General features: G+C 46.3%; 21 protein-coding genes. 10 read left to right on the top strand and 11 right to left on the bottom strand.

The window, feature by feature from the left end; translation table 11 throughout:
* The 3 genes from FJ023_09495 to FJ023_09485 all read right to left on the bottom strand — a co-directional run.
* A partial coding sequence (locus FJ023_09495; protein MBM4447555.1) for a class I SAM-dependent methyltransferase occupies positions 1–540 on the bottom strand: 540 nt, incomplete at its 3' end.
* 418 nt (positions 541–958) lie between these two features.
* Positions 959–1,600: a DUF998 domain-containing protein gene (locus FJ023_09490; GenBank protein ID MBM4447554.1), complete on the bottom strand. Its 642-nt coding sequence runs from the start codon at positions 1,598–1,600 to the stop codon at positions 959–961.
* 20 nt (positions 1,601–1,620) lie between these two features.
* Entirely contained in the window at positions 1,621–2,490 is an 870-nt protein-coding gene (locus tag FJ023_09485) for a CPBP family intramembrane metalloprotease (protein MBM4447553.1), read from the bottom strand.
* A 1,301-nt stretch (positions 2,491–3,791) separates the two neighbouring features.
* Between FJ023_09485 and FJ023_09480 the strand changes: the two genes are divergently transcribed.
* Both FJ023_09480 and FJ023_09475 read left to right on the top strand, forming a co-directional pair.
* The gene (locus tag FJ023_09480; GenBank protein MBM4447552.1) at positions 3,792–4,262 is read left to right on the top strand and encodes a hypothetical protein; all 471 of its coding nucleotides are present in this window, start codon (positions 3,792–3,794) and stop codon (positions 4,260–4,262) included.
* 179 nt (positions 4,263–4,441) lie between these two features.
* A complete protein-coding gene (locus FJ023_09475; GenBank protein MBM4447551.1) occupies positions 4,442–5,677 on the top strand; it encodes a hypothetical protein in 1,236 nt (411 codons plus the stop codon).
* A gap of 529 nt (positions 5,678–6,206) precedes the next feature.
* On the opposite strand, the gene FJ023_09470 is transcribed toward FJ023_09475, so the two are convergent.
* The 3 genes from FJ023_09470 to mtaB form a co-directional block, all read right to left on the bottom strand.
* Complete coding sequence (locus FJ023_09470) at positions 6,207–6,539, bottom strand: hypothetical protein (protein ID MBM4447550.1); 333 nt, start codon at positions 6,537–6,539, stop codon at positions 6,207–6,209.
* A gap of 262 nt (positions 6,540–6,801) precedes the next feature.
* Positions 6,802–7,413 carry a winged helix-turn-helix transcriptional regulator gene (locus FJ023_09465; GenBank protein MBM4447549.1) on the bottom strand — a complete coding sequence of 204 codons (612 nt, stop codon included), beginning with the start codon at positions 7,411–7,413 and terminating at the stop codon, positions 6,802–6,804.
* Between the two features lie 135 nt (positions 7,414–7,548).
* Positions 7,549–8,796, bottom strand: a complete 1,248-nt coding sequence (gene mtaB, locus FJ023_09460; protein MBM4447548.1) for a tRNA (N(6)-L-threonylcarbamoyladenosine(37)-C(2))-methylthiotransferase MtaB — start codon at positions 8,794–8,796, stop codon at positions 7,549–7,551.
* Positions 8,797–9,060: 264 nt separating this feature from the next.
* On the opposite strand from mtaB, the gene FJ023_09455 reads away from it, so the two are divergent.
* Together FJ023_09455 and FJ023_09450 are read left to right on the top strand one after the other, a co-directional pair.
* Positions 9,061–10,350: a TIGR04013 family B12-binding domain/radical SAM domain-containing protein gene (locus tag FJ023_09455; GenBank protein ID MBM4447547.1), complete on the top strand. Its 1,290-nt coding sequence runs from the start codon at positions 9,061–9,063 to the stop codon at positions 10,348–10,350.
* Positions 10,351–10,888: 538 nt separating this feature from the next.
* Positions 10,889–11,611, top strand: coding sequence for a hypothetical protein (locus FJ023_09450; GenBank protein ID MBM4447546.1), 723 nt, complete (start codon positions 10,889–10,891; stop codon positions 11,609–11,611).
* A gap of 223 nt (positions 11,612–11,834) precedes the next feature.
* Here the strand turns inward: FJ023_09450 and FJ023_09445 are convergent, their stop codons facing one another.
* Positions 11,835–15,041, bottom strand: coding sequence for a hypothetical protein (locus FJ023_09445; protein ID MBM4447545.1), 3,207 nt, complete (start codon positions 15,039–15,041; stop codon positions 11,835–11,837).
* Positions 15,042–15,382: 341 nt separating this feature from the next.
* Here FJ023_09445 and FJ023_09440 point away from each other — a divergent pair, with 341 nt between their 5' ends.
* From FJ023_09440 to FJ023_09420, 5 genes are read left to right on the top strand one after another with little or no spacing between them, the layout of a single operon-like run.
* Complete coding sequence (locus FJ023_09440; protein ID MBM4447544.1) at positions 15,383–16,387, top strand: patatin-like phospholipase family protein; 1,005 nt, start codon at positions 15,383–15,385, stop codon at positions 16,385–16,387.
* Positions 16,388–16,399: 12 nt separating this feature from the next.
* Positions 16,400–16,927 carry a hypothetical protein gene (locus tag FJ023_09435; protein MBM4447543.1) on the top strand — a complete coding sequence of 176 codons (528 nt, stop codon included), beginning with the start codon at positions 16,400–16,402 and terminating at the stop codon, positions 16,925–16,927.
* 46 nt (positions 16,928–16,973) lie between these two features.
* Complete coding sequence (locus FJ023_09430) at positions 16,974–18,032, top strand: endonuclease/exonuclease/phosphatase family protein (protein ID MBM4447542.1); 1,059 nt, start codon at positions 16,974–16,976, stop codon at positions 18,030–18,032.
* The gene (locus FJ023_09425) at positions 17,998–18,300 is read left to right on the top strand and encodes a divalent-cation tolerance protein CutA (protein MBM4447541.1); all 303 of its coding nucleotides are present in this window, start codon (positions 17,998–18,000) and stop codon (positions 18,298–18,300) included. Before FJ023_09430 ends, FJ023_09425 begins: the two co-directional genes overlap by 35 nt.
* 25 nt (positions 18,301–18,325) lie before the next feature.
* The gene (locus FJ023_09420; protein MBM4447540.1) at positions 18,326–19,414 is read left to right on the top strand and encodes a hypothetical protein; all 1,089 of its coding nucleotides are present in this window, start codon (positions 18,326–18,328) and stop codon (positions 19,412–19,414) included.
* Between the two features lie 360 nt (positions 19,415–19,774).
* On the opposite strand, the gene FJ023_09415 is transcribed toward FJ023_09420, so the two are convergent.
* The 4 genes from FJ023_09415 to FJ023_09400 form a co-directional block, all read right to left on the bottom strand.
* Positions 19,775–20,179 (bottom strand): DUF3237 domain-containing protein, encoded by a 405-nt coding sequence (locus FJ023_09415; protein MBM4447539.1) that lies wholly within the window; start codon positions 20,177–20,179, stop codon positions 19,775–19,777.
* A 407-nt stretch (positions 20,180–20,586) separates the two neighbouring features.
* Complete coding sequence (locus tag FJ023_09410) at positions 20,587–21,651, bottom strand: hypothetical protein (GenBank protein MBM4447538.1); 1,065 nt, start codon at positions 21,649–21,651, stop codon at positions 20,587–20,589.
* Positions 21,652–21,905: 254 nt separating this feature from the next.
* A complete protein-coding gene (locus tag FJ023_09405; GenBank protein ID MBM4447537.1) occupies positions 21,906–22,271 on the bottom strand; it encodes a hypothetical protein in 366 nt (121 codons plus the stop codon).
* Between the two features lie 98 nt (positions 22,272–22,369).
* Entirely contained in the window at positions 22,370–23,362 is a 993-nt protein-coding gene (locus FJ023_09400) for a hypothetical protein (protein MBM4447536.1), read from the bottom strand.
* 255 nt (positions 23,363–23,617) lie between these two features.
* On the opposite strand from FJ023_09400, the gene FJ023_09395 reads away from it, so the two are divergent.
* Complete coding sequence (locus FJ023_09395) at positions 23,618–23,953, top strand: hypothetical protein (protein ID MBM4447535.1); 336 nt, start codon at positions 23,618–23,620, stop codon at positions 23,951–23,953.
* Positions 23,954–24,180: the final 227 nt, after the last annotated feature.

Raw genomic sequence — 24,180 nt, 5'->3', positions numbered from 1 at the left:
TATGTATTCGAGTTCAAAGCCTTCATCCCGGGTAAATTGAGTTAGTTCCGGTTCTGTGTGGGTAGTTGTCTGTTTTTGGGCATATTCCGGATGTACTTGACTGCTAAGCCAGTGAGTTTCACCGATACCAAGGTGTCCATTCTGATGAACAGCCCGTTTTATTGTTTGGATTGTCTTTTGGTAGCCGCCAAAAATAAACGTTGCCCCAATACATGTTGCGGCATCGAAAGCCCCCTCTTCGAATACGTAGTCAGCCGCATGGGAGCAAACGATTTCGATTTGGTCCGACAATCCTCTCATGGCCAGCTTTTTCCTGGCCCGGTCGCAGAAATCCTCGGATATATCTATGCCAATACCAGTAATACCGAATTCCTCAGCCCAAAGAATGAGGGGCTCGGCACAACCACAACCGAAGTCGATGACCCGGTTTCCTTTTTTCAATTCGAGTAATTTGCCAAGTTTGATGATTTTTTCAGGCGTGGAAGGGTTTAGTATATCCATATAGCGGTGTGAGATACTCATAAGGTCAAAAAACTCCATAATTCAAGACTCCTTCTGGAAATGGTAACTTATTAATAAAGGTGTTGCGAGACCTGATGCTAATCTCGTTGACAATGTGGTGATGACAGCCTCAAATTGTTCCCCCAATTATTAACATCTTAGACTTCTGGTTGAAAAGAAGCAAGTAGTTCTAGGCCCTAATACCAACATTTTATAAACATCGGCACGACCACGTGCACTTAAAAGTAATGAGGTCCTCCTTTTCTCATTCGAAATCAATATCACAAGTTGAGTTAATGTGACAAAATACTAATTTGTTAAACGATAATAAGAGAAAACAGACTCTCTAAGCACTACACCGAACAAAGGAACTCATAAGCCATTAGTCAGTTGTTTAAAGTCCAGTCACTGCTACTTCTAAGGCTTGATTTTGTGTTATCCAAAATCATCTATCTCATTAAGAGTTATCTTTGGGTGCAGTACCTTGAGCACGCAAAAGAACAACGGCAAATACTAAAATCCACAATAGATAGGAATAGTAACTCATGCGCTCCATAATTCCCATCCAAGGATAAGCGAATTGCACGGCTTGAGGCGCTTTTGTGGCCGCCAAAAACCCGAAAAGAAGCAAAGTTATAATCATTGCCGCTGAAAAGATGCGGAAACCTATTCCGTATGCCGCAGCTCCAAATCCGATAAATAATACAATCAGTAAAATGCCCATAGCCGTAACTATTATGTGAACCATCTGAGGAGCCAGACCCTCTTCCAACTGCATCGCTGTTTGTGGAAATAGCAAGGTAATCAATGCTGTTACCCCGAACAGTATTATTATAATTGCCGTTATACTTAAAGAGCGTTTTCCTTCGGCAGATTTCCATACGCCTGCTCCAAAGGCGATAATAAGTAAATTAAATATTGCAAGAAGAACAATCTGAAATTGTTGAGTCGGAGCTCCGACAGCTGCAAGCTGGCTCATGGTCTGGTCACGCAAGCTATAACCTGGATACCACCTAGCCGAAAGCAAATCAGTAATAACGCGAAGTAACGGAGCGACAATTCCGCAGATGAGCAAAACCTTTGTTATTGTTTTGTTCATATTTTAAATATCGTTACTTCTTAAGAAACTGGTTTCTGTAATAGCTGTCCGCGGTTTTTCACGGCGACTATAGCAACGACGATCCATAATACTAGACCAAACACGAAATTCCATATAAAAGCGATCTCTCCGGCCGCTGACGGCTGGAAGATTAGTGTACTGGCGGAAAGAAAAGCGTGCATAAGCATTATCACGGGTAGGTTTCCTCCGGTACGGTCAAAAACCCACACCAAAAGCACTCTATATGCCGGAAGCGCTAGTAGATAAAAAGCAAGAAATCCCGCCACAAACATAACCCATGAGTCAACGCCGCCCAAATAATTACTTGCCCAAAAAGCTATCATGAAATGCCATATACCCCAAAGAATACCAACGACTAGGCCAGCGGATAAAATACTATACCGCTGCCGCAACTTAGGTACTGCAAATCCGGTCCAACCGGTTTCTTCCAGCAATCCACCACCCACAAGCCCCCATCCAATACCGAATATCAGCGATCCAATTTTGTCATTTGTCGTGACGATCCCGGGAAGAAATGCTTTGTTGAAAAGCGATAACGTAAAGAGTACCACAGCCACGAGAAGCGGGCCCGTCAACACCGCTACAGCGTACCAACGAGCTTTAACCCGCCACTGCAATAACCGCAATAAAAGCTTGCGCAGGCCTACCTTGCCATCGACGAAGAAATTCATAAGGATACCTGAGATGAACGGACCGGAAAACATAACGAGGAGTGCGGGTATAAATAATTTCTCAGCTTGTTCTTTGGTGCCTGGGATATTGCCTGGTCCACCAATGAGAATTAGGATGCCACCCCATGAGATAGCAAACACTAGAATATAGTAAGTCAACACCGGGTGTCTCTTGATGAAAGCCTTAATAGTCGTCATGATTTCCTCCACAAAGCCATAAAATTAGCTGCAACAAGAGTATTTTCCCACAATTATACTACAGGTTTTTCATCAAATCATCCGTACGCGTGGCCTATGGAAAGCATCGCTGCACGAACATTGGGATGTCTGCATGAACTTAGCTATAAATTCCCCATTTGGCAGAGACGTCACAATCTGAGTATTGCTCTATGTGTGTGGATTATACAAAAGTCAGAAATGTGCTCATGTTTCGGCAAATTGAGACGAGGTGACTTGAACGTGATGTCCAGGGTAATAACATCACCTTTCTCACGAGTGAAAATTTGGGAAATTCGACCTTCTTGGCGAAAATCGAAGCTAAAGAAAGGTAATAATATTACCTAACTGGTAGGCCGTACAGGATTCGAACCTGTGACACCCTGATTAAAAGTAATGTTGTGAAAATCCTGGATTTCAGGGCATTTTTGTATTTGGAATCGGCCGGAAAAGTATTCAGTTTTTAATTAGTCAGGTTGACACTATCTAAAAAATCAGGTTGACAACCTGTCTATCAATGCTTGAAGCCCTGTCAATCAGGGCTTCAAACTTAATATTAGCACATGCCGCGAAAAATTGTCAACACGCACGCAAAGCGAATCTAGAGCATTTCAGTGTTTGCAGTCTGTGGTTTCTGCAGGCCGACGGTTTTTCAGCCTCACGATAAACCGTAGTTTTCATTGCCCAAATGCTGAAGCAAACTGGGTGTTTTCTCTCTGCAGGAGTGGTTTGGTTCATGGAGCCATAGCCTGGAACTGGCTAAATTGGTTTATGGTAGGTTGAAACACTGGTGGGCTGGTTATTAAGTCCAATGTGAGCAGCAGTAGTCAGGACTTCGGACATTAAGCGTTTTAACACTATTTTGACACTAGGTCTGGCGACGGACATGACTCCTAAGGGGCATCAGCCAGGTGGTAAAAGGGTTATACCAAAGAATCAGAGCTGGCAGCAGGGCTGGCTGTAATTCTGGTGGTCAAACCCCGCAATCTCCTGTCTACAGATAGCAGCAACTGAGCAACAGGCTAGCTGAAGCTAATTTGACTCTATACTACGAAATAACCTCGGCAATTCCATTTCCAAGTCGCTCATGTAAATGTAGCTATATCTAAATAATGCACCTTAGCTCATATTGTTCAATAATGAAGCTGTCAAATGCGAAGCACCTTAACAACTGAATAGGCTTGAAGCCAGAATGCTTGCCTTCAAGGTGAGGTGAGGCATTATAAATCCCTAGCCAGTCTGGCTGACTAGGGAAATCTAGCCTTGCCTCGAACGGAGACAAGATGACGCTAGACTGGCAAAAGTATATCGAGATTGCAGACAAGTTTCAACACAAGGCAAAGGCAGCCGATAGACAGGACTTGAGACAGGACATCATCTTGAGGCTTGCCGAAGTAGCCAACAGCAACGGTCATAAGCCTTTCACAGAAGGCTCTATGGTTAGAGTAGCCAGCTATACGGTTATGGCTTACTGGCGAGACTTGATGCGAAAGCCAACCATCTTAAGCCTAAACGGAGAGCTAACAGACGGAGACGGAGAAACAGCCGAACTATGGCAGACCCTAGCCGATGATAAGGCTATTGACCTAGACGCTTGGCTTGATGCTAGACGCTGGCTGCTAGGCTGCCCAAAAAGACTGGTTCAGATAGCCGTAAGGCTTTATAACGGTAACCGTCTCGACTTCAAGGATTACCATTACGTTGAGCGCTATCGCCAAAAAGAATTAAAAAAGTATCAACTAGCCTTAACTTGATGGTCAATTTCAGCCCTCTTTTGGAACTATATAGGTAGAGGCGGAAGCTGCTGCCAGCAGTTGCGGAGTAGCCAGTAGCCTTAATAAGAATGACGCTTGCCGTCAAGCGTCTGAAATAAAGGGGGTGATTTAAGACGGAACAACTTAATATCGAAGGCAAGCGTTCTGGTGATGGCTTTGTGTGTCATAAGGAAAGGCTTGTAAGTGCTCTCTCTAGAGCAACTGCCGAAAGGGTGATGCTATTCGATAGCGAAACCCACATAGGCAGGAAAGGCTTTTTGAGCTACCTTAAGGCTCTGGCAGGCAGTAACGTGGTCAAGGTTATACCTGCCAACGGTAGTGCTAGCGGATTGCAGGCTAACGGTAAAGGCTTAAAGGTAGTCTGTGGCAATCACCAAAGCTACGTATCAGATGGAGCTTGGCTTAACGCCAACACACCTTTCACTTTCTGCCAAGTCAGAGTAAGCCCAAGCTACGCTGTTATGCCTAATCTCGGCGGTAATGAGCTAGCCGATGCCTTGTTAAGGGTGCTACCGTTTACCGATGCCGATGACGCCAGACCAGTTCTCCAATGCGTCAAGGTAGTCCAAAAAGACGGTAAGCTAACCTTGATAGCTGCCGATGGCTTTACGCTTGGAGAGATTAACCTTGACTTCGAGGCTGGAGAGGCTGAAGCCTTAATCAATCGAGACGATGTTAAAGGCTTGATACCAGCCTTAAGGAAAGCCAAACGAGTTAAGGTTAGCTTCGAGCAAAAGCCAGATAGCGACAACGGCGGCTTGCTTGCCAAGTCGCTGATTGTTGATACCGAGCTAATCAAGTATAGCTTACCGAGCCACGAGGGTAGCTATCCCGATTATGGCAAGGTATTTCCCAGCGATTTTATCGCCACAGCCAGCTTTGACACCAAAGAGGCAATCAAGGCTTGTCAAAGCCTGTTGGCTATCTGGTTTGACGATGAAACCAAAGGGCTTTATAGACCTTTAACCTTAACCGTAGCCGATAACAAGGTTACCATCGAGGCTAAAGAGGATAGAGGCTCTATGGTAGTATCAGCCGAAACCAGTGGAGAGGCAAAGATAGCGGTAGCTGGAAACTACCTGATAAAAGCCCTAAGAGCTTGCGGCGGCATAGCTGAAATGAAGCTGGCAAGCCCGCAATCGCCTATTGCCTTAACCGTTGACGGTTACCGATGCTTGGTTATGCCGATGCGCTTACCTGAAAGCAAGGCAGTGGCAGAAGCCGAAGCGGTAGCCAGAGAGACGGAAGCGAAGGCAGAAGCAGAGGCAGAGACAAAAGCTGAAACCAAGCCAAAGCGTAGAGGCAAGGCTAGACAGCCTGAACCTGAAGTCAAGCCAGAAGAGGTAGCCGAACCTGAACCCGAAGAGGACAGAGAGCCTGTAGCCGTAGCCTAAACAGAGCCAAATAGAACGCAAAGCCAAAACGAAGACCAACGCAAAGAGCGGGGGAGCGACCCCCGCTTTTTGCTTTTTACAGGGCTAGAAAGGACTGTAATGAGCATAACCTATAAGTGCGTTAATACACGGAAGTGCTACTGGTTATGTCGGGAATGCCTTAAGGGGCATCAGAAATGCTCGCCCAAGTGTCCCGACTACCTGTCAGTAGCCAAAGTCAAAAGACAAGCCAAAGAGAAGCAATAAGAAGGTCTCTAAACTGCAAGGCCAGGGTGGATTCAAAGCCACCCTGGCCTTTTTTTGTTGCAGTTTGGGCTGCTGTGTACGTCAGGATGCTTTGTCATTTCCCCCTGTTGATTTCTCCAAAAATCTGCCCATCACAATCAATAAAATACCTCTTGTTGTTTACTGTCTCAACAATGAGGCATCCATCAGGTTTCCGATGAGCAATTCTGTACTCCCCGAGTGGCCTAAGTGCCTTATCTTGTAGCTCGTTTGTGGAATAGCAACGCCTCCCACTCCCAATGCCTCAGCCGTGTCTTGATGCTTGAGCGCGTGTTTCTTTGTATAGAGAGACGTCCACCCGTCCTAGAAATCTTAAAATATCCACCTCTGCAATTAATTGGTTGCTACTGCTTTCTATTATTTCTACAGTTAAAGTAGTGTCTTCTCCTCCCGAATGGCGTATAGTATCGTAGAATGGGTTTAGGTATATCGAAAATATGCTTCCTAATTGTTCAAATTTGCCCCCTTGCAACAGTCGGTCACTTGCCCTAAGCATAGCCCAAAGATCGTAACCAGAACTAAAATCATTTGTAAAGACGCAAAGCCGAAAGGCTTCACCGACCACTAACTGTTCCATCGGCACTTCCTGCACCTTAGTCCGCCAAGCCTTCTGTCGTGAGGTTTTCCATTTCAACCCAAGTCCAGACTCATTCGCATGTGCCAACTCTTTATGCCCTCCTTTTGGTGGGATTCTTACTTCCCTGTTAGAATACTGAGCAGTAACTATCTATCACATACCACACGTTTGATCAATAGATTCTTTTGCAATAGGCAATAAGTCTTTAGATTGAAAATGAGCAATTTTTACGGCTAAATAAGCACCAGGCCTATGTTCAATTCTATTTCGTCTTCTCACGCAATTTCGCAAGGCTTCTCTCGTTGCCTATCACAAATTGTTTCTTTTGAGTCAATACCCAGTTAAGGAAACTTCGCGGCTTTGCTAGTTCTGACCGGTACTCATCAGGAGTATAAGCCTTGACGTTGATAATTCGGTCTAATGTCTCTCCAGCCTGCCAAAGGACAGATTCATTATGACCGTCACCTACGACCACCACATCAACCTCATTGGCTCCATACTTTTCGTCATGATCCGGAGAGGTATATATGAACGCCACATCTACATACCCATCCGAAAAGGATAAGGCAACTCGTAGTTGACTCACTACACCTGCTGTCTTTGTTATCAGCCCTTTCAGTTCCTTGTAGATAGGACATTCCTTGTTAGCCCTGTATAGAACATGTTTCCCACAAAGCATGCGCAAGATAATGCCAGCGTCGGAAAGACGCTTCAATTCGCTCTGAATAGCACCCTGTCCACTACCAGTAGCCCGTGCTATTTGGCGTAAGTAGAATACCTCACCGGGCCGGGAATAAATCAGAGAAAGTACAGCTCTACGAGTTTTACCAAAGAGAGCAATGGCTCGCCTATCATCCCTGAGAGTCGCACTCATTTATGATTCTATTGTACCTGATTAGAGTGCAATTGTCAACCATAGCCATCGATCTAAAAAGCACGAAAGATTGAGGGCTATGGTAGCACCTGCCAACAATCCAGGCTAATGTTCACCATTAACTCAACAGCGGAGCTAAAGGAGTTCACCCCAAGTCCTTCCATCATCGCACCATTTCAGCCTCGTATGTCTTATCCTGCCCACCAAGCTCTGCTGGCTATGAGCAAAGACCCTAATGTAATTAGGAGCAAAGCCAGTCCACACCCCCGGCTGCGTCTGCTTCTCCCAGAGTACAGGTAAACTCCGTCCCAAGAAGCCCGTTTGGAAACGCTCTCGACTCTCGTTGGCTAGGATACATAGCTTCTTCACGCGTTCTAGCTTAACTCGTTCGTTCACCGGGGGTAGCTCTGCTGCAGGTGTACCAGGCCTAGGTGAAAAAGGAAAGACATGAATCCAAGAGAAACCTGCTTCTCGGCATAGGGTAAGGGTCTGTTCAAAGTCCTTGTCTGTTTCGCCAGGAAAACCTACTATAACGTCTGTAGTTATGGCGACGTCTGGAATAGAAGCCCTCACATTAGCCAGTGCACAAAAGAACTCATTGACACTATAGCGTCTACCCATCATTCTGAGTATCCGGTCGCTACCGCTTTGTAGAGGGAGATGAAGATGCGGACAAAGGCGAGTATTTTTGAACTTGGATAAGAGGCTAGATGAGATATCGTTTGGGTGAAGGGAGGTGAGTCTCAATCGAGGCACGTCAGTATGCTTTAGCAGTTGAGCGACCAAATCCGATAGGTCGTAGCCGTCCCAATAGTAACTGCCTATATTGATACCACTAAGTACAACCTCGCTATGGCCTTCGTCCACACGTAAGGCTACTTGCCTTATCACCTCCTGTATGGGACGACAACATTCGGTGCCTCGCACCTTGGGCACAATGCAATATGTACACCGTAGGTTGCAGCCATCCTGGATCTTCACAAGAGCTCGAGTGCGTAACCTCGGCATAGTCACGATTCCGTCGGAGCGAGACAGACCAAATCGCTCACCAAGTACTGCCAATAGGCTGCTGTTTTCTCTGCGGGGTACTACTAACCTTACGCCCTCAATCGCTCGCAGTTCTGACTGGTTTCTATCCGCGTAGCAGCCAATCGCAACTATGGTGGCTGTTGGATTCTGGCGATGAAGACGCCGCAACAGATGACGCACCTTGGCATCAGCTGTGCGAGTCACGGTACATGTGTTCACAACGATCACGTGCCCCTCAGCAGGGTCAACTACCGAGTAACCCTCATTAACAGCAAAGCGCACCAGTTCCTCAGTCTCCGCTCGATTGACCTTACATCCGAGCGTCACGAAGGCAATGTTCATAACAGAACTCATTATACAATACTAACCGAGACCTCGTGAATGCGGAATGCCGCTCCAGAGAAGCACGTTTTGCCTGCTTACTTATGCTCAAGTTTCTAGACAATCCGCACATTTGAAATATAAAACACTAGCGTCTAAGACTCTATGCCATAAATTACCTCATTGACTATGGACGGAACTGTTGGTAACATGAATAGTGCACGTCTCAGATAGGTTTCGGTTTCAGCTCTTGCAGCTGGGCCCAATTGCCGTGTGAGCGGTTGGAGCGTAGCAGCTATGGAAAGCAAGGCTCTTTGTTTTATAGCTTACAATAGACCTGATAACAAATATAGCCTCAATGTAATCGCAGGAGCATTGGAAAGTGCGTTTACGCCACAGGACGTGGAAATCCTCTTTGCCAGTAAGTCCGAGTCACTGACTTCGGCGATAGACGAGGCAAGTCAACTTTACCGTAAGACTGTCGTTGGTTGGTCCTTACATTCACCTCAATTTGTTGAGAGTTCAGCCGAACTCCACACATTGAAGTCTCGAACTGAGAATGCTGAGGTTGTTCACTTAGCGGGAGGACCACATCCTACTGCAGAGCCCAAACAAACTTTACGTGCCGGGTTTGATGCCGTAGCAGTAGGAGAAGGAGAGAAGACCATTATTGAATTCTTCAAACGCTTACTTAATGGCGAAAATTGTCTGCATATAAACGGGATGGCATATCTCTCTGGTGGACGATTTGTCTCCAACGGCTCGGGGGAACGGATAGAGTTAGATGATTACCCCCCTTTTGCTCCCAGACATCGGCACTTCAATCCTATTGAAATTACTCGCGGGTGTGTTTATGCATGCAGATTTTGTCAGACCCCTTTTATGTTTAAAGCTAGATTTAGACACCGCTCAATAGACAATATTTGTTATTATGTTAAGGTAATGAAAGACCACGGTCTCAAAGACATTCGCTTTATAACACCGACTGCACTTTCATACGGTTCACTCGATAGCTCGGTCAATCTATCCAAAATTGAAGAATTGCTTGCTTCTGTCAGAGCAACTGTGGGAGATAAAGGCCGTATTTTTTTTGGCACATTCCCTTCTGAGGTTCGCCCTGAACATGTATCTCGAGAAGCTTTAGTAATTCTAAAAAAGTACGTAAATAACAATAATCTGATAATAGGAGCACAGTCAGGATCACAACGAGTTCTAGATTTAAGTCATAGGGGTCATACTGTGGAAGACATTGTCTCCGCCGTAAAAATTTCACTGGATGTCGGGTTCATTCCAAATGTTGATTTCATATTTGGCTTACCCGGGGAGAGGCCTTCAGATATTCGTGCTTCACTTCGTCTGATAGAAGAATTTAGTGCCATGGGTGCACGAATACACGGTCATACTTTTATGCCGCTTCCAGGCACACCATTTAAGAATGAATCGCCAGGGATTATTGATGCTCGAACCATGAGACGGTACAGGCGTCTCGTTGCACGAGGTAAGCTTTACGGTGATTGGGAGAAACAAATAGAGATTGCACAAGAATTAGTAAGACACGATGCTCTGAGAGAACAACATGAGAACTAAATGGAGAAAGTTCGGTAGAATTGTAATATCAACAATTCGGCGAAAAGGATTTGATATTTGGGACCGCCTTGGCCTATATGCAGAGTTACTCGCGATTCTCGTGATTGGGATGTTCTTTTTTGTAGTTATTTCTATTCGGTTTCATATAGGTGGTCCGAGTGATTGGGCGGCATTCGCAGGCGGGATCATACTTGCTGCAACAACAGTTTTCCTTACAAGACGCAGATCTAGGCAACAAGCTATACTAATCGAAGTAGTCATTTCTTACTTGATTGCTGGTGGTCGCCCACTACTAGATCACCTTCTTGGGAAACTCATCGCAGGTAGGTGGCGCAGGAAACATATAAGATCCGGAGATACTCTATTTAATGTTCTTGACGAACTGTGCCAGGGCCCAGATTGGGAAATGAGGCGCAGAATTTCTGAGGCTTTATCTGCTCTTGGTCAAATAGACGTCAACCGCACTCTTAGAATCGCTAAACTTCTAAGGGAAGATTGGGACGATTCTAAAATGCATTCAGACGTTAGAAGGCGAGTCGTGGAGGAATTAAGAATACCGGCTTGGCCCGGTGCCCCTTTGCTTCTTGATAAGTTCAAAACAGAGGATATCGCTTCTCTGCTACAGCTACGTGAGAAAGATCAAGTCTATGTCGCTATGGCTGTGTGCGAGACACTTCATGAGTGGGAAATCATTGATCCTAAGCGGTCGGGCGAAATTCGCAATGATTTGCTGGAGTTCTGCTTAAGAACATTCTCTCAAGATGAGTTACAGGCGATCAAAGACCTTTTGGAACTCTTGGAATTATCAAAAGGTAAGAATATATTGGAAGTGGTGCAGAGGCTTGAAGAAATGAGCACGAGCAATAATACCTTCACACGCATTGCTGCGTGCAGAAACGTATTGCTAATTTCCGACAGATTCCCCAGCAAGGCGCTTAACCTTATGAGGCTCTTTATTGACCCAGGTCAACACAAGCATGTCAGGCGTCCGGTTGCCCGAGAGGAATCTGCAGCTTTCTTAATCAAAATGATTGCGAGTAAAGACTGTAGCTTGCAAGCGAATGAAATCTTGTGGGACCTGTTGAAGGATAAAGATAGTACAATCCGTATAGCTGCGTTTGACATGGCTGAAATGCTTAGAGATAAAAATAAAGACATGTTGCTACAAGTCTGTGACTTCATCGCGGCGAATGAAAGCTCAGCGATATTGATGGAAAGGGCTCAACACGTTCGGCAAGAACTGCTTACCGATAGTGGTTAACATAATCATTGGCCAGCTCCTGAAATTCCACTATGATTTTTAGTTCAATGAAGAACATCTGCACGATTGTCAGTAAAGTGCAATCGCAGTTCAGTACGTGGCCAAGAGCGCTATATCATGCAATCAAGATACAGCAAGGCGGATAGAAACACAATTTGGATTCAGTACACCACGTTCCGTGCTTCGGATGGCCAGATTTACTATGATCACCACTCCCAAAACGCTAGCCCAACATCCGGTTAACTATGACATCGATGTCTTCGAGTTGCATAGCAATCGACCCAATTCCTCCGCTTTGAGCAAGGAGTTGGTGGGCATCCAGCGACAACTGCACTAATCGTTGATGACTTGGGTCAGATGGCTCGTACACTGGTAGATGAATATGTCTAAACAGGGTGCCAACCTGGAGCTTTATTGTAAAACTATCGATAAATCGACGGATAGGCGCTGAATTTAGAAGAGCACAAACATAGTGTGCGTATTCGTGACTGGCAAAAGGAGCAAAATAGACCTTATGATCGGGAATGATTGGTTTTGGCCCTCCCCCAAAAGGTACCGTTGCATCCCCAATGACCGCAGCCCGCAATGTTCCCGCCATTTCTGCCCACACGACTTTGTATTCTGCAAAAGTATAATCGCCGACATCATAAATGGCGAAGAAAGGTACATCTTGCGTGCTCATTCGGTTATGGCGAACGAGACGGTCATATTGTGGTGCCATGCGAGTCCGCCAGGTAGAACGCCGCTCCAAGATTCCGTCTCTATTGATTTCTCGGAAATACCTGAGAGCTTTGGGATAGCCCCGAACGAACTCACTCACGGTCGGAATCATTGACATGGTAATGCCTTTATTTGGGACAATAACATAAAAAGAACTATTGTTGGCAAAGAAGGCTCGAATATTCTCGGCTCCTTTAATGAGAGGGTACACCAGATCGAGTTCGATCTCGTCCGTCCGAGGCAGCACTGGTTGGCGACCCTCATGTGGAACATTACGAAAGCGGATAGCATCTGGAGTTCTCCCCGGACCCAGCAACTCGATAAAGTAACCTCCATTTAAATCTGTTACTATTCCCTTTCGTCCTTCAATATTTAGGTCTTCGCCGTCTAGTGCTCGCAGTGCAGTGAAACGCCCCGGCGGAAGAATACTCCATCGATGACCTGAGCCACTAAGATGGTTCGCTTCTAGCGCCGTATGTGCAAGTCGGCGGCAGGCGGTCGTCCAAGATAAATCTTCTGGAACGGTTCTCGATGCTGTACGTTTCCACTTAACGTAGGACACGGGATATGTTGTTGGCTGACCCTTCTCAAGACTTAATACTGCTGGCTTGTTTGCCAGACCAGGGAACGGCCTTACGTCTACAAAGTCATCAACCCCTATTACTTTTAACGGGACCCCCTTGACCTCAAAGCGTCGGAATCCGCCAGAGGACTGGGATTGAAAATGTGTCTGAGTTATAACAAAAGACAGACGTCCTCCTTGGTCCAACAACCACTTGTCCGCTACCGTATATATTATCATGCCAGAGATATCCAATTCGTTGCCACCGAAATAACGGTCCGTAGAAAAGATGTTGTATTCATCGCATGTCGGCTTGATACGTTGTGTGTACCGAGCGGGAAGCTCCGACCATCGAACCCAAGGTGGATTCCCTGCAACAAACTGGCACTTGCCCACCGCTACAGACGCAAAGTAATTTCGGACTATGCGGCACCAAATACGATCCCATGGAATTCTCTCTAATGCCTCAATCTTTTGGAACATGTCGAACAGAAATGGCTCCCACGTTGCTCTATCGGGCTCAGTCGAGTAAATCGGATCACCATTGAGACTTGACAAAAAGACATGCTCGGAGTCTTTCTGACGTATTATTCGTTCCATGATTTCTAATATTCGGCCAAATAGACGATTACGTTGGATCAGATTCTCGGGCAACTCCAAGGTAATAGTTTGTACGCGTGTACCAATCTGGTAGACACGCGTGGTTTTTGCGCGGTTGGAACTGACTGTCGGTGCATAGATAGCATCAGCTTGATATACAGGTATTTCTACATCAGAATGAGTGGATATCAGGTCTGAAATCGCAATCAGATAGTTTACACGAGCAGTTAGTACGGCCAGTGGATTCAAATCAAATCCAAATATGTGCTCAGTTATACCCTGTAATGTCTTCGTGTTTTCCCATCCGGCAACACGAGCCTGTTGCTTATAGCGTTCTATGGCATGAATAAGAAAGTTACCTGAGCCACAACAGGGGTCTAGGAATTTCTCAGCCAGAATAGAATCATCTTGGTAGCCGATGCGGTCCAAGGTGAACTCTACTAACCATTCAGGTGTAAAGAATTCCCCTATATTGTGGCGCAGCACCTTAGGCACGAGCTGTTGATAAACGCGCTTCACGATATCCCGCGTACGCGTCAATTCGAGTCCTGTGAGGCGGTACAGGCTTATACGTCGCATCATCCAACGGATAGCTTCGACAAGTGCCGGCGTTGGTGATACAAGGTACCAAGAGAAAAACGTCCCTTCGACAAAATTAAGGATGTTCGCTTGCCGAAATAGCTCTGATTCCTCGATATCGTGCTCCAGCGAAGCCATCAGTGTCTCGTCATTGAGCGTCGACGTGCTAAAACAGTAATCTGTTTTGATACCAGGAATTATTGCATTGGCAATAACAAGCTCAGCGGCGAGCAATTTGAAGACCAAGGCATGATAAGTATGAAGCACAAACAGAACTCGGGTTGGGTCAGCCTCGCCAGGTAGTCCTATCGACTGGCAGTATGCATTGAGGCGCGCTCGACTAATCCGTCCGAGGCTAGTGCTCTGTTCAAACAAGTCATTCCACTCGCCATAAAGCATTTCCACTCGGTTTACATGTGTCATGAGAGATGTATCCAAATGTATCCACAGTGCGCGCAGCACTGCAGATGCGAGAGAGGAAGTAGGGCCAAAGTCATCTGTTACATTCGAGGGTATAAGTTCCCTACGGTCATCAAGAGCGAGCGCAAGTACCAAAGCAGCAGCACTATAGTTGTCGAATGACCTGAGGTCAGTCACGCGGTAGCGGCCGCTGTCTTCAATATAGACAAATGCCAAATGGAGACCGTCAAAGCACACACCTATGTAATCACATGGCTTGCGGCTGTCCTGACGCGCTTGGTTTGGAATATAGGTATCCACTAGTTGGTTCAGTGCTTCCTGGAACCTAGCACTCGTCTTGGTACCTAGGAACAATCCCTTATCTTTAAATTCGATGATAACTCGATTGCGCCGTACATCTTGGCGTCCTCTCTCTAGTTTTAGATCACGGATTGATAGCTTACTAATAGCTGCTGAAACAAAAGCTGTTCTGAGCTCTTCCTCGTTGGCAGTCGTTTGGGTGAGATTACGGAATTCATCAACAAAATCTAGTATATCTTTGTTTGTCATATTCGATGTCCAGCGTCTCGCTTAAGCTCTAGTATTATAAGCGCTGCAGACACTAAAGAACAATAGTGATCAAGTAGCAGGGCCGCACTCCCAACCTAAAGCAAATAATTGAGTTAACAATCCGTCATGCTGTGCAAGGATGGTGCCTTTCTGCTAGTTGTACCAAAATTCCCGCGGCAACTCTGCATTTCAAGTTCCAGCTCGTATCTGGAATACCTTTGATGAACCTATTCATCCCTATCCAAGCTCTACATATTGACATGGCTTTGTATAGGAACTACACTTGAATTAACTTAGACGCGTGAATAAGTTTTGATTTGAAAATTAGCAGAGGATGCGTGATGAGGGCGAAAAAATTACTGGCGAATGCGGTCTTTGAAGGTGGTGGAGTTAAGGGGATAGGCCTGGTCGGTGCTGTTGCGGTTGCTGAGGAGCGAGGTTACCAGTGGGTAAACGTGGCTGGCACCTCTGCCGGTGCTATCGTTGCTGCCTTACTGGCTGCAGGCTACAGTGCTGCTGAAATCAGAGGGATACTGGCAGACCTGGACTACAGGGAATTTAAGGATGCCTCTGTACTTGACAGAGTCCCGCTAGTCGGGCAACTGGTTAGTCTGACCTTTGAAAAGGGCATCTACGAAGGTAAATTCTTCGAGGACTGGATTAGAGAGTTACTTCTTAAAAAGAATGTTGAGACGTTTGGCGACCTCATCCTTGACGAATACAAAAGGAACAAACAGTTCCGCTTTAAGCTCAGGGTAATCGCCTCGGATATATCACGGGGTCGATTGCTTGTCTTGCCTCAGGATATAGCTAAATACGGAGTCCGGCCCGAGGACCTCAATGTTGCTGCCGCTATAAGGATGAGCATGAGCATACCCTTTTTCTATGAGGCGGTTTCCCTTAAGAACATGAAGACCAATCAGGTGAGCTATATTGTGGACGGTGGGATATTGAGCAATTTCCCGGTATGGCTATTTGATCCCGATAAGGGAATACCTGAGCGGCCGACCTTCGGCTTTAAACTGGTTGAGCCTGAAGAAGGCACTCCTCACCGGGTGAAAGGGCCTATCAGCCTGCTGACTGCCTTGTTTTCAACCATGATGGAAGCCCATGATGCACGTTATATTGAAGACAAAAACTTTATCCGGACGATACCCATCCCGACACTAGGTATTAAGACGACTGAATTCAACATTCCCCGGAAGAAAAGCGAGGCGCTGTATCAATCAGGGAGACAGGCAGCAAAGAAATTCTTCGATACGTGGAATTTTGCTCAGTATGTTGGACTATACTGGGAAGCTAAGCCTAAGGTGCACAGGAGCCTCCGTCTCTGGTCAAAATTCTAGGGTAGGCTTATCATGGCTTCGATCACCGATAGTTTTTTAACCTGGTGGCTGCGAAAAGGCAGATATAAGTGGTCTCGGCTGCGACGCCGGTTGTGTGAGGCTAAATACAGGGATAAGGAACTGCCAGTGGCTGGTTCTTTGGAGGATATTGAAGGCTGCTTGAAAGAGGTGATATGGTCAATGGATGGGCCTTTGCATCTTTTCGATTCCATTAGCTATCCGCAAACAGTCTGGGCTAAGAAAAAAGATGACTGCGATGGGTTTGCCATCCTGGCAGCGACCTTGCTACAACGGTGGCAGCCTAGCTACTCTCCGGTGTTGATAACGGCTATGCTCCGGCCTATGAGCAGCAGCCACACTGTCTGCGGTTTCCATGCACCCGAGGGGGCATTATGGTTCTTTGACAATAACTCGCTGCGTAAAGGAGATTTTCAGTCGTATGCCGAGGTTGTGGCAAAGGTCAAAGGCAATGCCAGACTAATTTGCTGGGACGTGGTGGAGCCAAACACGCTCCAAACGATAGAATTTCATAGAGAGTGATGAAGCGACTGCGCATAAATGGCCCATCAGAAGGGAGGAACTTAAAATGTCACAGAATCTGCGGATAGCAACATTCAATTGTGAGAACCTCTTCAGCAGGCCACGAATCTTCGCTGAGAAAAAGGAACGTTCATTGGAGCTGCTCGGTTATGTTTCGCTCCTTCAAGAGGAGCTAAGTAAGGACGTATTTGACCACAAGCATATTAACGAATTAAAAAAGAAGCTCAGTGGCTATATAACCATCAACGATGTGCGTGGCAAACACGATAAGGTTGCTGGTGCCGGGCAGTGGTTAGGCTGGGTCGAGTTCACCCGTCACAAGGCTGACGATGTTGCCGTAGAAAACACAGCGCGGGTAATCAGCGACATCAATGCTGATGTGATATGCTTGATAGAGGTGGAGAGCCGACCTATACTTCAAAAGTTCCACGACGATTTGCTTCTAAAACAGTTTCTTCAGCCAGCGGGAAAATCCAGCTATGAATTTATACTCCTTATCGATGGTAACGACGAACGCGGCATAGACGTAGCCGTTATGTCGCGTTTACCCATTTCATGGGTTCGTAGCCACATACATGAAAAAACAGAATACAACGGGAAAGTGGTACCGATATTCTCCCGTGACTGCCTGGAGGTACAGATTGAACTGTCCGAGGAAAGACGACTGCAACTGATGGTGAACCACTTCAAGTCGATGGGGTATAGTCCGGAGAACGACCCTCAAAGTAACCGGCGCCGTAGAGAGCAAGTCGAGCGAGTAGCCGAACTGGTTAGCGAGCATAATCTACAGGCAGAATATGTCGTCGTGGCCGGGGATTTTAACTCTGATGCAACCAGTCCCTCGCTATCGCCGCTACTAGAGAAAGAGGGGCTATATAATGTCAATCTCAAATTGGAGACTTCTCAGCGAGGCACTTATCGGACAGGCAAGAAACAACTCGATTACCTGCTCGTCTCGGATGCCCTCAAAAGTGCGTTGCAGGATGTTTATATCGAGCGGCGTGGCACATATTCCAGAAGGTGGTTAACATACGACACTGTAACCGGGCGCCGGACAGAAGCTTCCGACCATAGTGCAGTTGTTGCGAATTTCCGCCTTGCGTGAAAGCCTTCTCATCACCAAGACCACTACTTTTGCCGCCCCCAAATCCATCGGCCTTGTCAAAGTGGTTCACAGCCACGAAGTCCCTGAGATAGTCGCTCTGCCTATTAGCGGCAGCAGCGAATGTCACACGAGTGGATTGACGACGAGGTTAGAGAGAACTGAATACCTCGTCAGATTGTCAAACTGGTATAACTCATGCTACATCTATCGGTCCGCCAAACCAAATAATTTTTTAGAATATTACCGGGACTGCTCGTATGTAGTATAATCAAGATAGGAAGTTGGGTGGTCGAATGGGTAGATTTCGTAGGGAAACAAGAAGGTTTAAGCGTCGCGCTATTAATTCTCTGCTGCTGGCAATAGAATTATTTAATCGTCCTCACGAAGTCGGCAGGACGGAAGCAGTTCTAATTCTGTTACAGCACTCGTTCGAGATGCTCTTGAAAGCTGCTATCTACGAGGCAAGAGGAATCGTATCGGAGAGTAAGGGGAGCTTCGCATATCGGTTTGACAAGTGTATAGGGATAGCTAAAGGTGACCTGCATGTGTTAGATGAAGACGAATCAAGAACCCTCTCGATTCTGGATGGCTTAAGAGATTGTTCTGCTCATAATCTGATAGACCTATCCGAACAGGCTCTCTATATTCACACACAGGCCGCAGTCACTCTCTTCGATCGATTGTTAGATTCTGTTTTTAGTGAACGGCTAGCTGATCACATGCCAACCAGAGTGTTGCCTATAACAACAAGTCCGCCGAAGGACATGATTACCTTTATGGACACTGAATTTACACAAATTCAAGAGTTACTTCATCCAAGAAAGAAGCGTAAGGCCGAAGCAAGAGGCAAACTACGTCACCTAATGATCATGGAATCAAATCTGGTGGGAGACAGCAAACAGCCGACCGATCGAGATGTCAGCCGTGTAATGCAGCGCGTGAAAAAAGGGGATACCTGGCAAAGATTATTTCCTGGGATTGCTATGCTTCGTTTGGATACCCAGGGGCATGCGCTCACGATTTCCCTTCGCTTCACTCGCCAACCGGAGGCAGCCCCTGTTCGTCTAATAAGGGAAGGTGAGCCAGACTTCGAACAAGCAACTTTAGTGCGTGAAGTTAACCTTTTGGACCGGTATTCAATGAGATTAAACGACTTAGCTCAAAGCCTAGGTTTGACTTCTCCACGTACTTTGGCCTTGGTGCGCCACTTGAAACTACAAGGAGAACCTGCGTGCTACAAAGAGTTCCGATTATCAAAGTCTTCTATATACAAGCGGTATAGTCCTCAAGCTTTGTGTCGGCTTAGAGAGGCCTTATCCATTGTAGACCTACAAAAGGTATGGGAGAAGTGCGGCTCGCGTGTCAGAAGAGCCGCTGAATAGAATTTCCTAGCAATGTATGGCATTCGATAATGCGGGCTTCCAAAGCTGGTACCTCTAACAATCAGCCAAAAGGTTCAATCATCTTGTGGTTAGAGGCTTATCATAGTGGATGCTGGATTGATAACCGTATGATTGCTGGTTTCTACGACTGGATAGAGAGTGTAATTGAGGTGATAGAGCTGCGACCGGTGGAGTGAGCATACAGAAAACTTAGGTATTACAAGAAGAAGATTCGCTTAGAAGTTACTGTTCTTGCTAACAGGAATTTTATGACGTGTGGCAACAAAGTATCTTGCGCGTGCGCGCTATGATTCTCGATAGCATTGGTCATTCTAGTCTACTAGCCCATAACGCGCGAATTTAGAGTATGAAGACTTTAACGTTTAGTTCCCCTTTTTCCATATCGGCGTAGCCCTCCTCATACCCTCGAGTTGAGTTCAGCCATGCAAATTCCTTTGAGCCTGTTTGGAAGGTTAAGGCTCCTTTAATGGCACGGCGCCCCTCTGGGGTGTCCGTGGCGAACGCTGAGACTTCAATGGAAATTCGGTCGCCCCCATCTGTGGTGATAACGCCGTGAACGTGCAGAAGCCCTACGCGATCGGGACGAATTAGCAGATAGTCTACTCCATCGAGCTTGCCGCTTATCTTTGGCCCACTTACATCCCCAGTAAAGGCGAAGTTGATTCTCCATCCCTCGGGTACAAAGCCGATATCCACACCGGGCAGAAGCTTCACTTTTGCCTCATAAAGGAGTTCTCCTTGCATTCGAACCCACCCTGATTTTTTCAACACTCTGTGACTTTAAGATTTAGGCTTATACCCGAACCCTTGGAACTCTGCCCAACCCCTGTAAGCGTACTCCATATGTTCCTTGTACTTGTTGCTACAAAAGCCCAACGTGATTGTGTTATTGACTGCTTCGGCATTCCAGAGATTAGCCTTACTGCTGAGTCTCCTGATGTGCCTGACCTATAATAATTGGGATTTTCCATTTCAACTCGCGATCAGGTATCCTGATCCCTCTCGCTCTTGTCACCAATAATATACCCATGGCACCTGGTAGTCAATTTCAATATCCTTGGTAATATTTCTGCTTTCTGCGTATGCCATGCTCCCACATAACACGAAACATCGTTCTGTGCCGCTTAAACCTTTTATACCCGCCTAGCTGGTTAGAGAGCGTGATTTTCATTAAGCAGCTTGGTAATCGGAGAGAATTGCGCGTGCTGGGCTCGCAAGTCACTCGGTTGCAAATGGATATACTTCTGTGTTGTCAATAAACTGGAATGTCCTAGGATTTCTTTTAGGATGTAGGCATTTGCACCGTCAGCCACAGACATAGTCGCGAAGGTATGCCTGAATATGTGGGGTGAGCATTTCACACTTTGTAGTCCAGCGCGTGCGGCAAGACGTCTCAATAACTGCTGCACGCAGTTTACAGAGACACATTCCCCATCGGATTTTAGGAATAAGTATGGGGAAGGTTCTTGTTCTAGCCTTGGACGGAAGGTTTTAAAATAACGCCGCAGTTGCCTCCTCGTTTCGCTGCAGAAGGGGACAATGCGCTCTTTCTGGCCCTTGCCGACTATCTTAATTAGGCCACGGACAAAATCAATATTATCGATCTTTATTCTGACGAGCTCGGATATTCTCATACCCGTGTCAAGTAATAGCAGCAAAATAATAGAGTTCCTGGCCCCGACAGCAGTTGATTTATCAATCAAGGTAAGTAGCTTTCTCACTTGGTCAAGGGTCAGGGTTGGGATTTGTTTTTGCGGCACTTTAGGAAGTGGATACCCGGCCAGCGAGTTTTTCTCGATTTGTCCTTCGTCAAAGAGCCAACTGAAGAAGGCTTTTATTGCTCTAACATGGCCTTGAACTGAATGTGGCGATAATGTCCCTTGCACAGACTTAATGTGTGGCCTGCCAGACCATCTGCTGCTGGTTTGCAGGTGCGATATGTAGGCCCTAAGTTCGTCCTTCCCTAATTCTTGAGCTGGTTTTAGAAGGCCGTGTGAGCGCAGAAAAACAAAATATCTGTTCAAGATTTCGAGGTACCACGAGATAGTCTTGGAACTTCTGTTTGCTGTCTCCAGACTCAATTTGTAGTCATCTAAGAGATGATTGAACGCAGTCTCATACGGAGGCTCATTGATCACTTTCGGCGTCGTGACTACCATATCCACACCTATAAAAAAGGCGATGAAGCATATCAGCCTGTGGTCATTAGTAGCCACAGTGCCGAGAACTCCATCGCCTTTTCTGTTTCTATCGTCGGCGATTTCACAGACTGCTATTCTATTGTTACATATATTGTAAACCGAAACTTAGACCAATTCAAGTCTGGCTACTCGGGTCTTTGTGACTGGGTCAATCCGATTCAAGTGGAAAGCCAGTACACACTCTCTTGAACGTGGAGTCGTTGTTGACCGAGTTGCAATATTAACACGGTCAACCGGTTCCGTAAGTAAGCATATTTTCAAATTGCGTGTTAGACTTTCTTGTAATTGAGATAGCCCCTTATTGCTGATCTGATCAGATGGCGTAGGTCGTTCGATAGCAGTAGGTCCGGCTGCGATGAAATTATGGGGCCAAAGCTCGGATAAGTCTTGACTAGGTTCTGCAGCGTAATGACGTCCAGTTGAATTTCGGAGTCAGTCAGGTCTCTTAGGACTTTGCGCATATACTTTTTGACCGCCCACAGACAATTTGGCTTTAGATGTGGTGGTACACCTAAGTCATCCATTTCCTTGCTAATGGCCATGCCTACAACTACCATGAAGGTACCAATAGCCTGATTCCTATCGGTCATAGCCGCCTCATTGAACTTACCAACAGCTTGGTTTATGTCACTCATAGCTACCTCCTTTCTAATAATAATAATTATGCTGACCACGCAATGGTTGCCGAGGGTATATATTGTTTCTCATCTCACTGCACCTAAATACTTGCGTCCTATTTGTAGCGGTTTGAAACTGCAATTAGTGAACGAACGCTCAGGCTCTGGGCAAGGTTGTCTACGGGTGAGTAGCGCTGATGCTGTTTCTTTATATCTATAGCGAATAGGTTGATATATGTCCGAACGGATGCCAGGCTCGTATGCCCCAAAATTTTCTGTAGGGAGAAAATGTCGCCGCCGTTGAGTAGATAATTTTTAGCGAAAGTGTGCCGGAATGTATGCGGCGAGCAGCGGACCCCGGTGACACCAGCTTTTTTGCCGCATCGTCTAAGCATCTGCTGGATGCCGTTCCTAGTTAGTGGTAGTCCTTTGTCATTGAGGTATAACTTTTTCTCACTGTCGGTCAAGGGCTTAGGTCTGTAGGTGTAGATATATTTCCACAGCACTTTCTGCGCTAGGCTGCCGATGGGCACTGTCCTTTCTTTGCCTCCCTTGGCTCCCCTGATCGTTATGAAGCCTTCAGTTAGATTCAGATCGTCGAGGTCGATGGCTATCAGTTCGGAGACGCGTATGCCTGAGTCGAGAAGCAGTAGCAGGATAGACAAATTGCGGCAGCCGATACCATCTGTCCTACGGCAGAGATCTACGAGGCGTTTTATATGGTCGACGGTAAGGGTGTCGATAATCTTGACCGGAGCTCTGGGGACGGGTATTGCGGTCATGGGATTGTAGTTGACATAATCTTCTCTAATAAGCCAGGAGAAAAAAGCCTTGAGTGTGCGGACATAACCCTGTACTGTAGCAGGGGAGAGGGCCTTACCGGTGTGTGGTGTTCTGACCTCTGTCTGCAGATACCTGATGAACTGCCTAATGTGGCTCTTATCGATGTACTGCAGTTCTGTGGGTAATTGGCGCTGCTCCAGGAATCTGTTGAGCACAGCCAAAAACGATATATACCATTCAATGGTCTTTGGGCTTTTGCCTTCGGCATGGCACGAGAGCCTGAAGCCCTGGATAAGGTTTTCCAGGTCTAGACTGTCCCTGTTCATTTTCACCTCCCTGAAAATCAGGTTGACACCTGTCGCTAGAGTCAGGTTGACAACTTTTTGCGGGCAACAAAAAATCGGCCCGATTCCGAGCCGATTCTAACTAGATACAGATTCTAGACCTGTCGCTTAGGCTATATATTGTGTGTTGGTAGGCCGTACAGGATTCGAACCTGTGACACCCTGATTAAAAGTAATAAGCATGATGTCCCGCCTAGTCCCATCAGATAGCATTTGTTCTTTTCCTGTCTGATATTGATGGCCATTTCGTATCTGGCTGTACCACCCTGTGCTTCTGAGTGCCAAACAGTTTGTCGGCAAAATGTCGGCAAAAAACCAGGCTACCACCCCAAACTCGCACTCATTGGTTTAGACAATGAAGGTTACTTTTTTGTTTTAAAAGTAAGCCCCATCACTAAAAGGACAACACTCGTCAAGATACATACTCCTGAAATGACCAACATACTGATTGGTATCCATCTTAGCGTATGTGAGAATATCAGACGAATCATAAATCCAGTCAACAGCCCGGTAGTTACAACCATGCTGATTATGAATCCGAGAGCGGCAAGGGATACGCCCAAGAAGAGATAGATTTTCTTGGTTTTCATCCTGCACAATACTAAATTAAACCCCCGGATCAGTCAAGAATAATATATTAGGGGAGTTTGCGGCGCCTTGAGAAGTTAACATTAAGATTTCCTAATAGATGTCAATGGCCATTCATTTGACCTCCTTGTGACTCTGAGATAGACTATTTCTGGGAGATGGCCATGGCTTCTACAGGCTGAGGAGCTTTGGCTGCCTCGTTCGTCCTGTAA

The sequence above is a fragment of the Chloroflexota bacterium genome (genome assembly GCA_016875875.1).
Lineage (GTDB): Bacteria > Chloroflexota > Dehalococcoidia > GIF9 > UBA5629 > 9FT-COMBO-48-23.
Note: the sequence above shows the minus strand (reverse complement) of the source record. Positions and strands in the feature narration are given on the sequence as shown.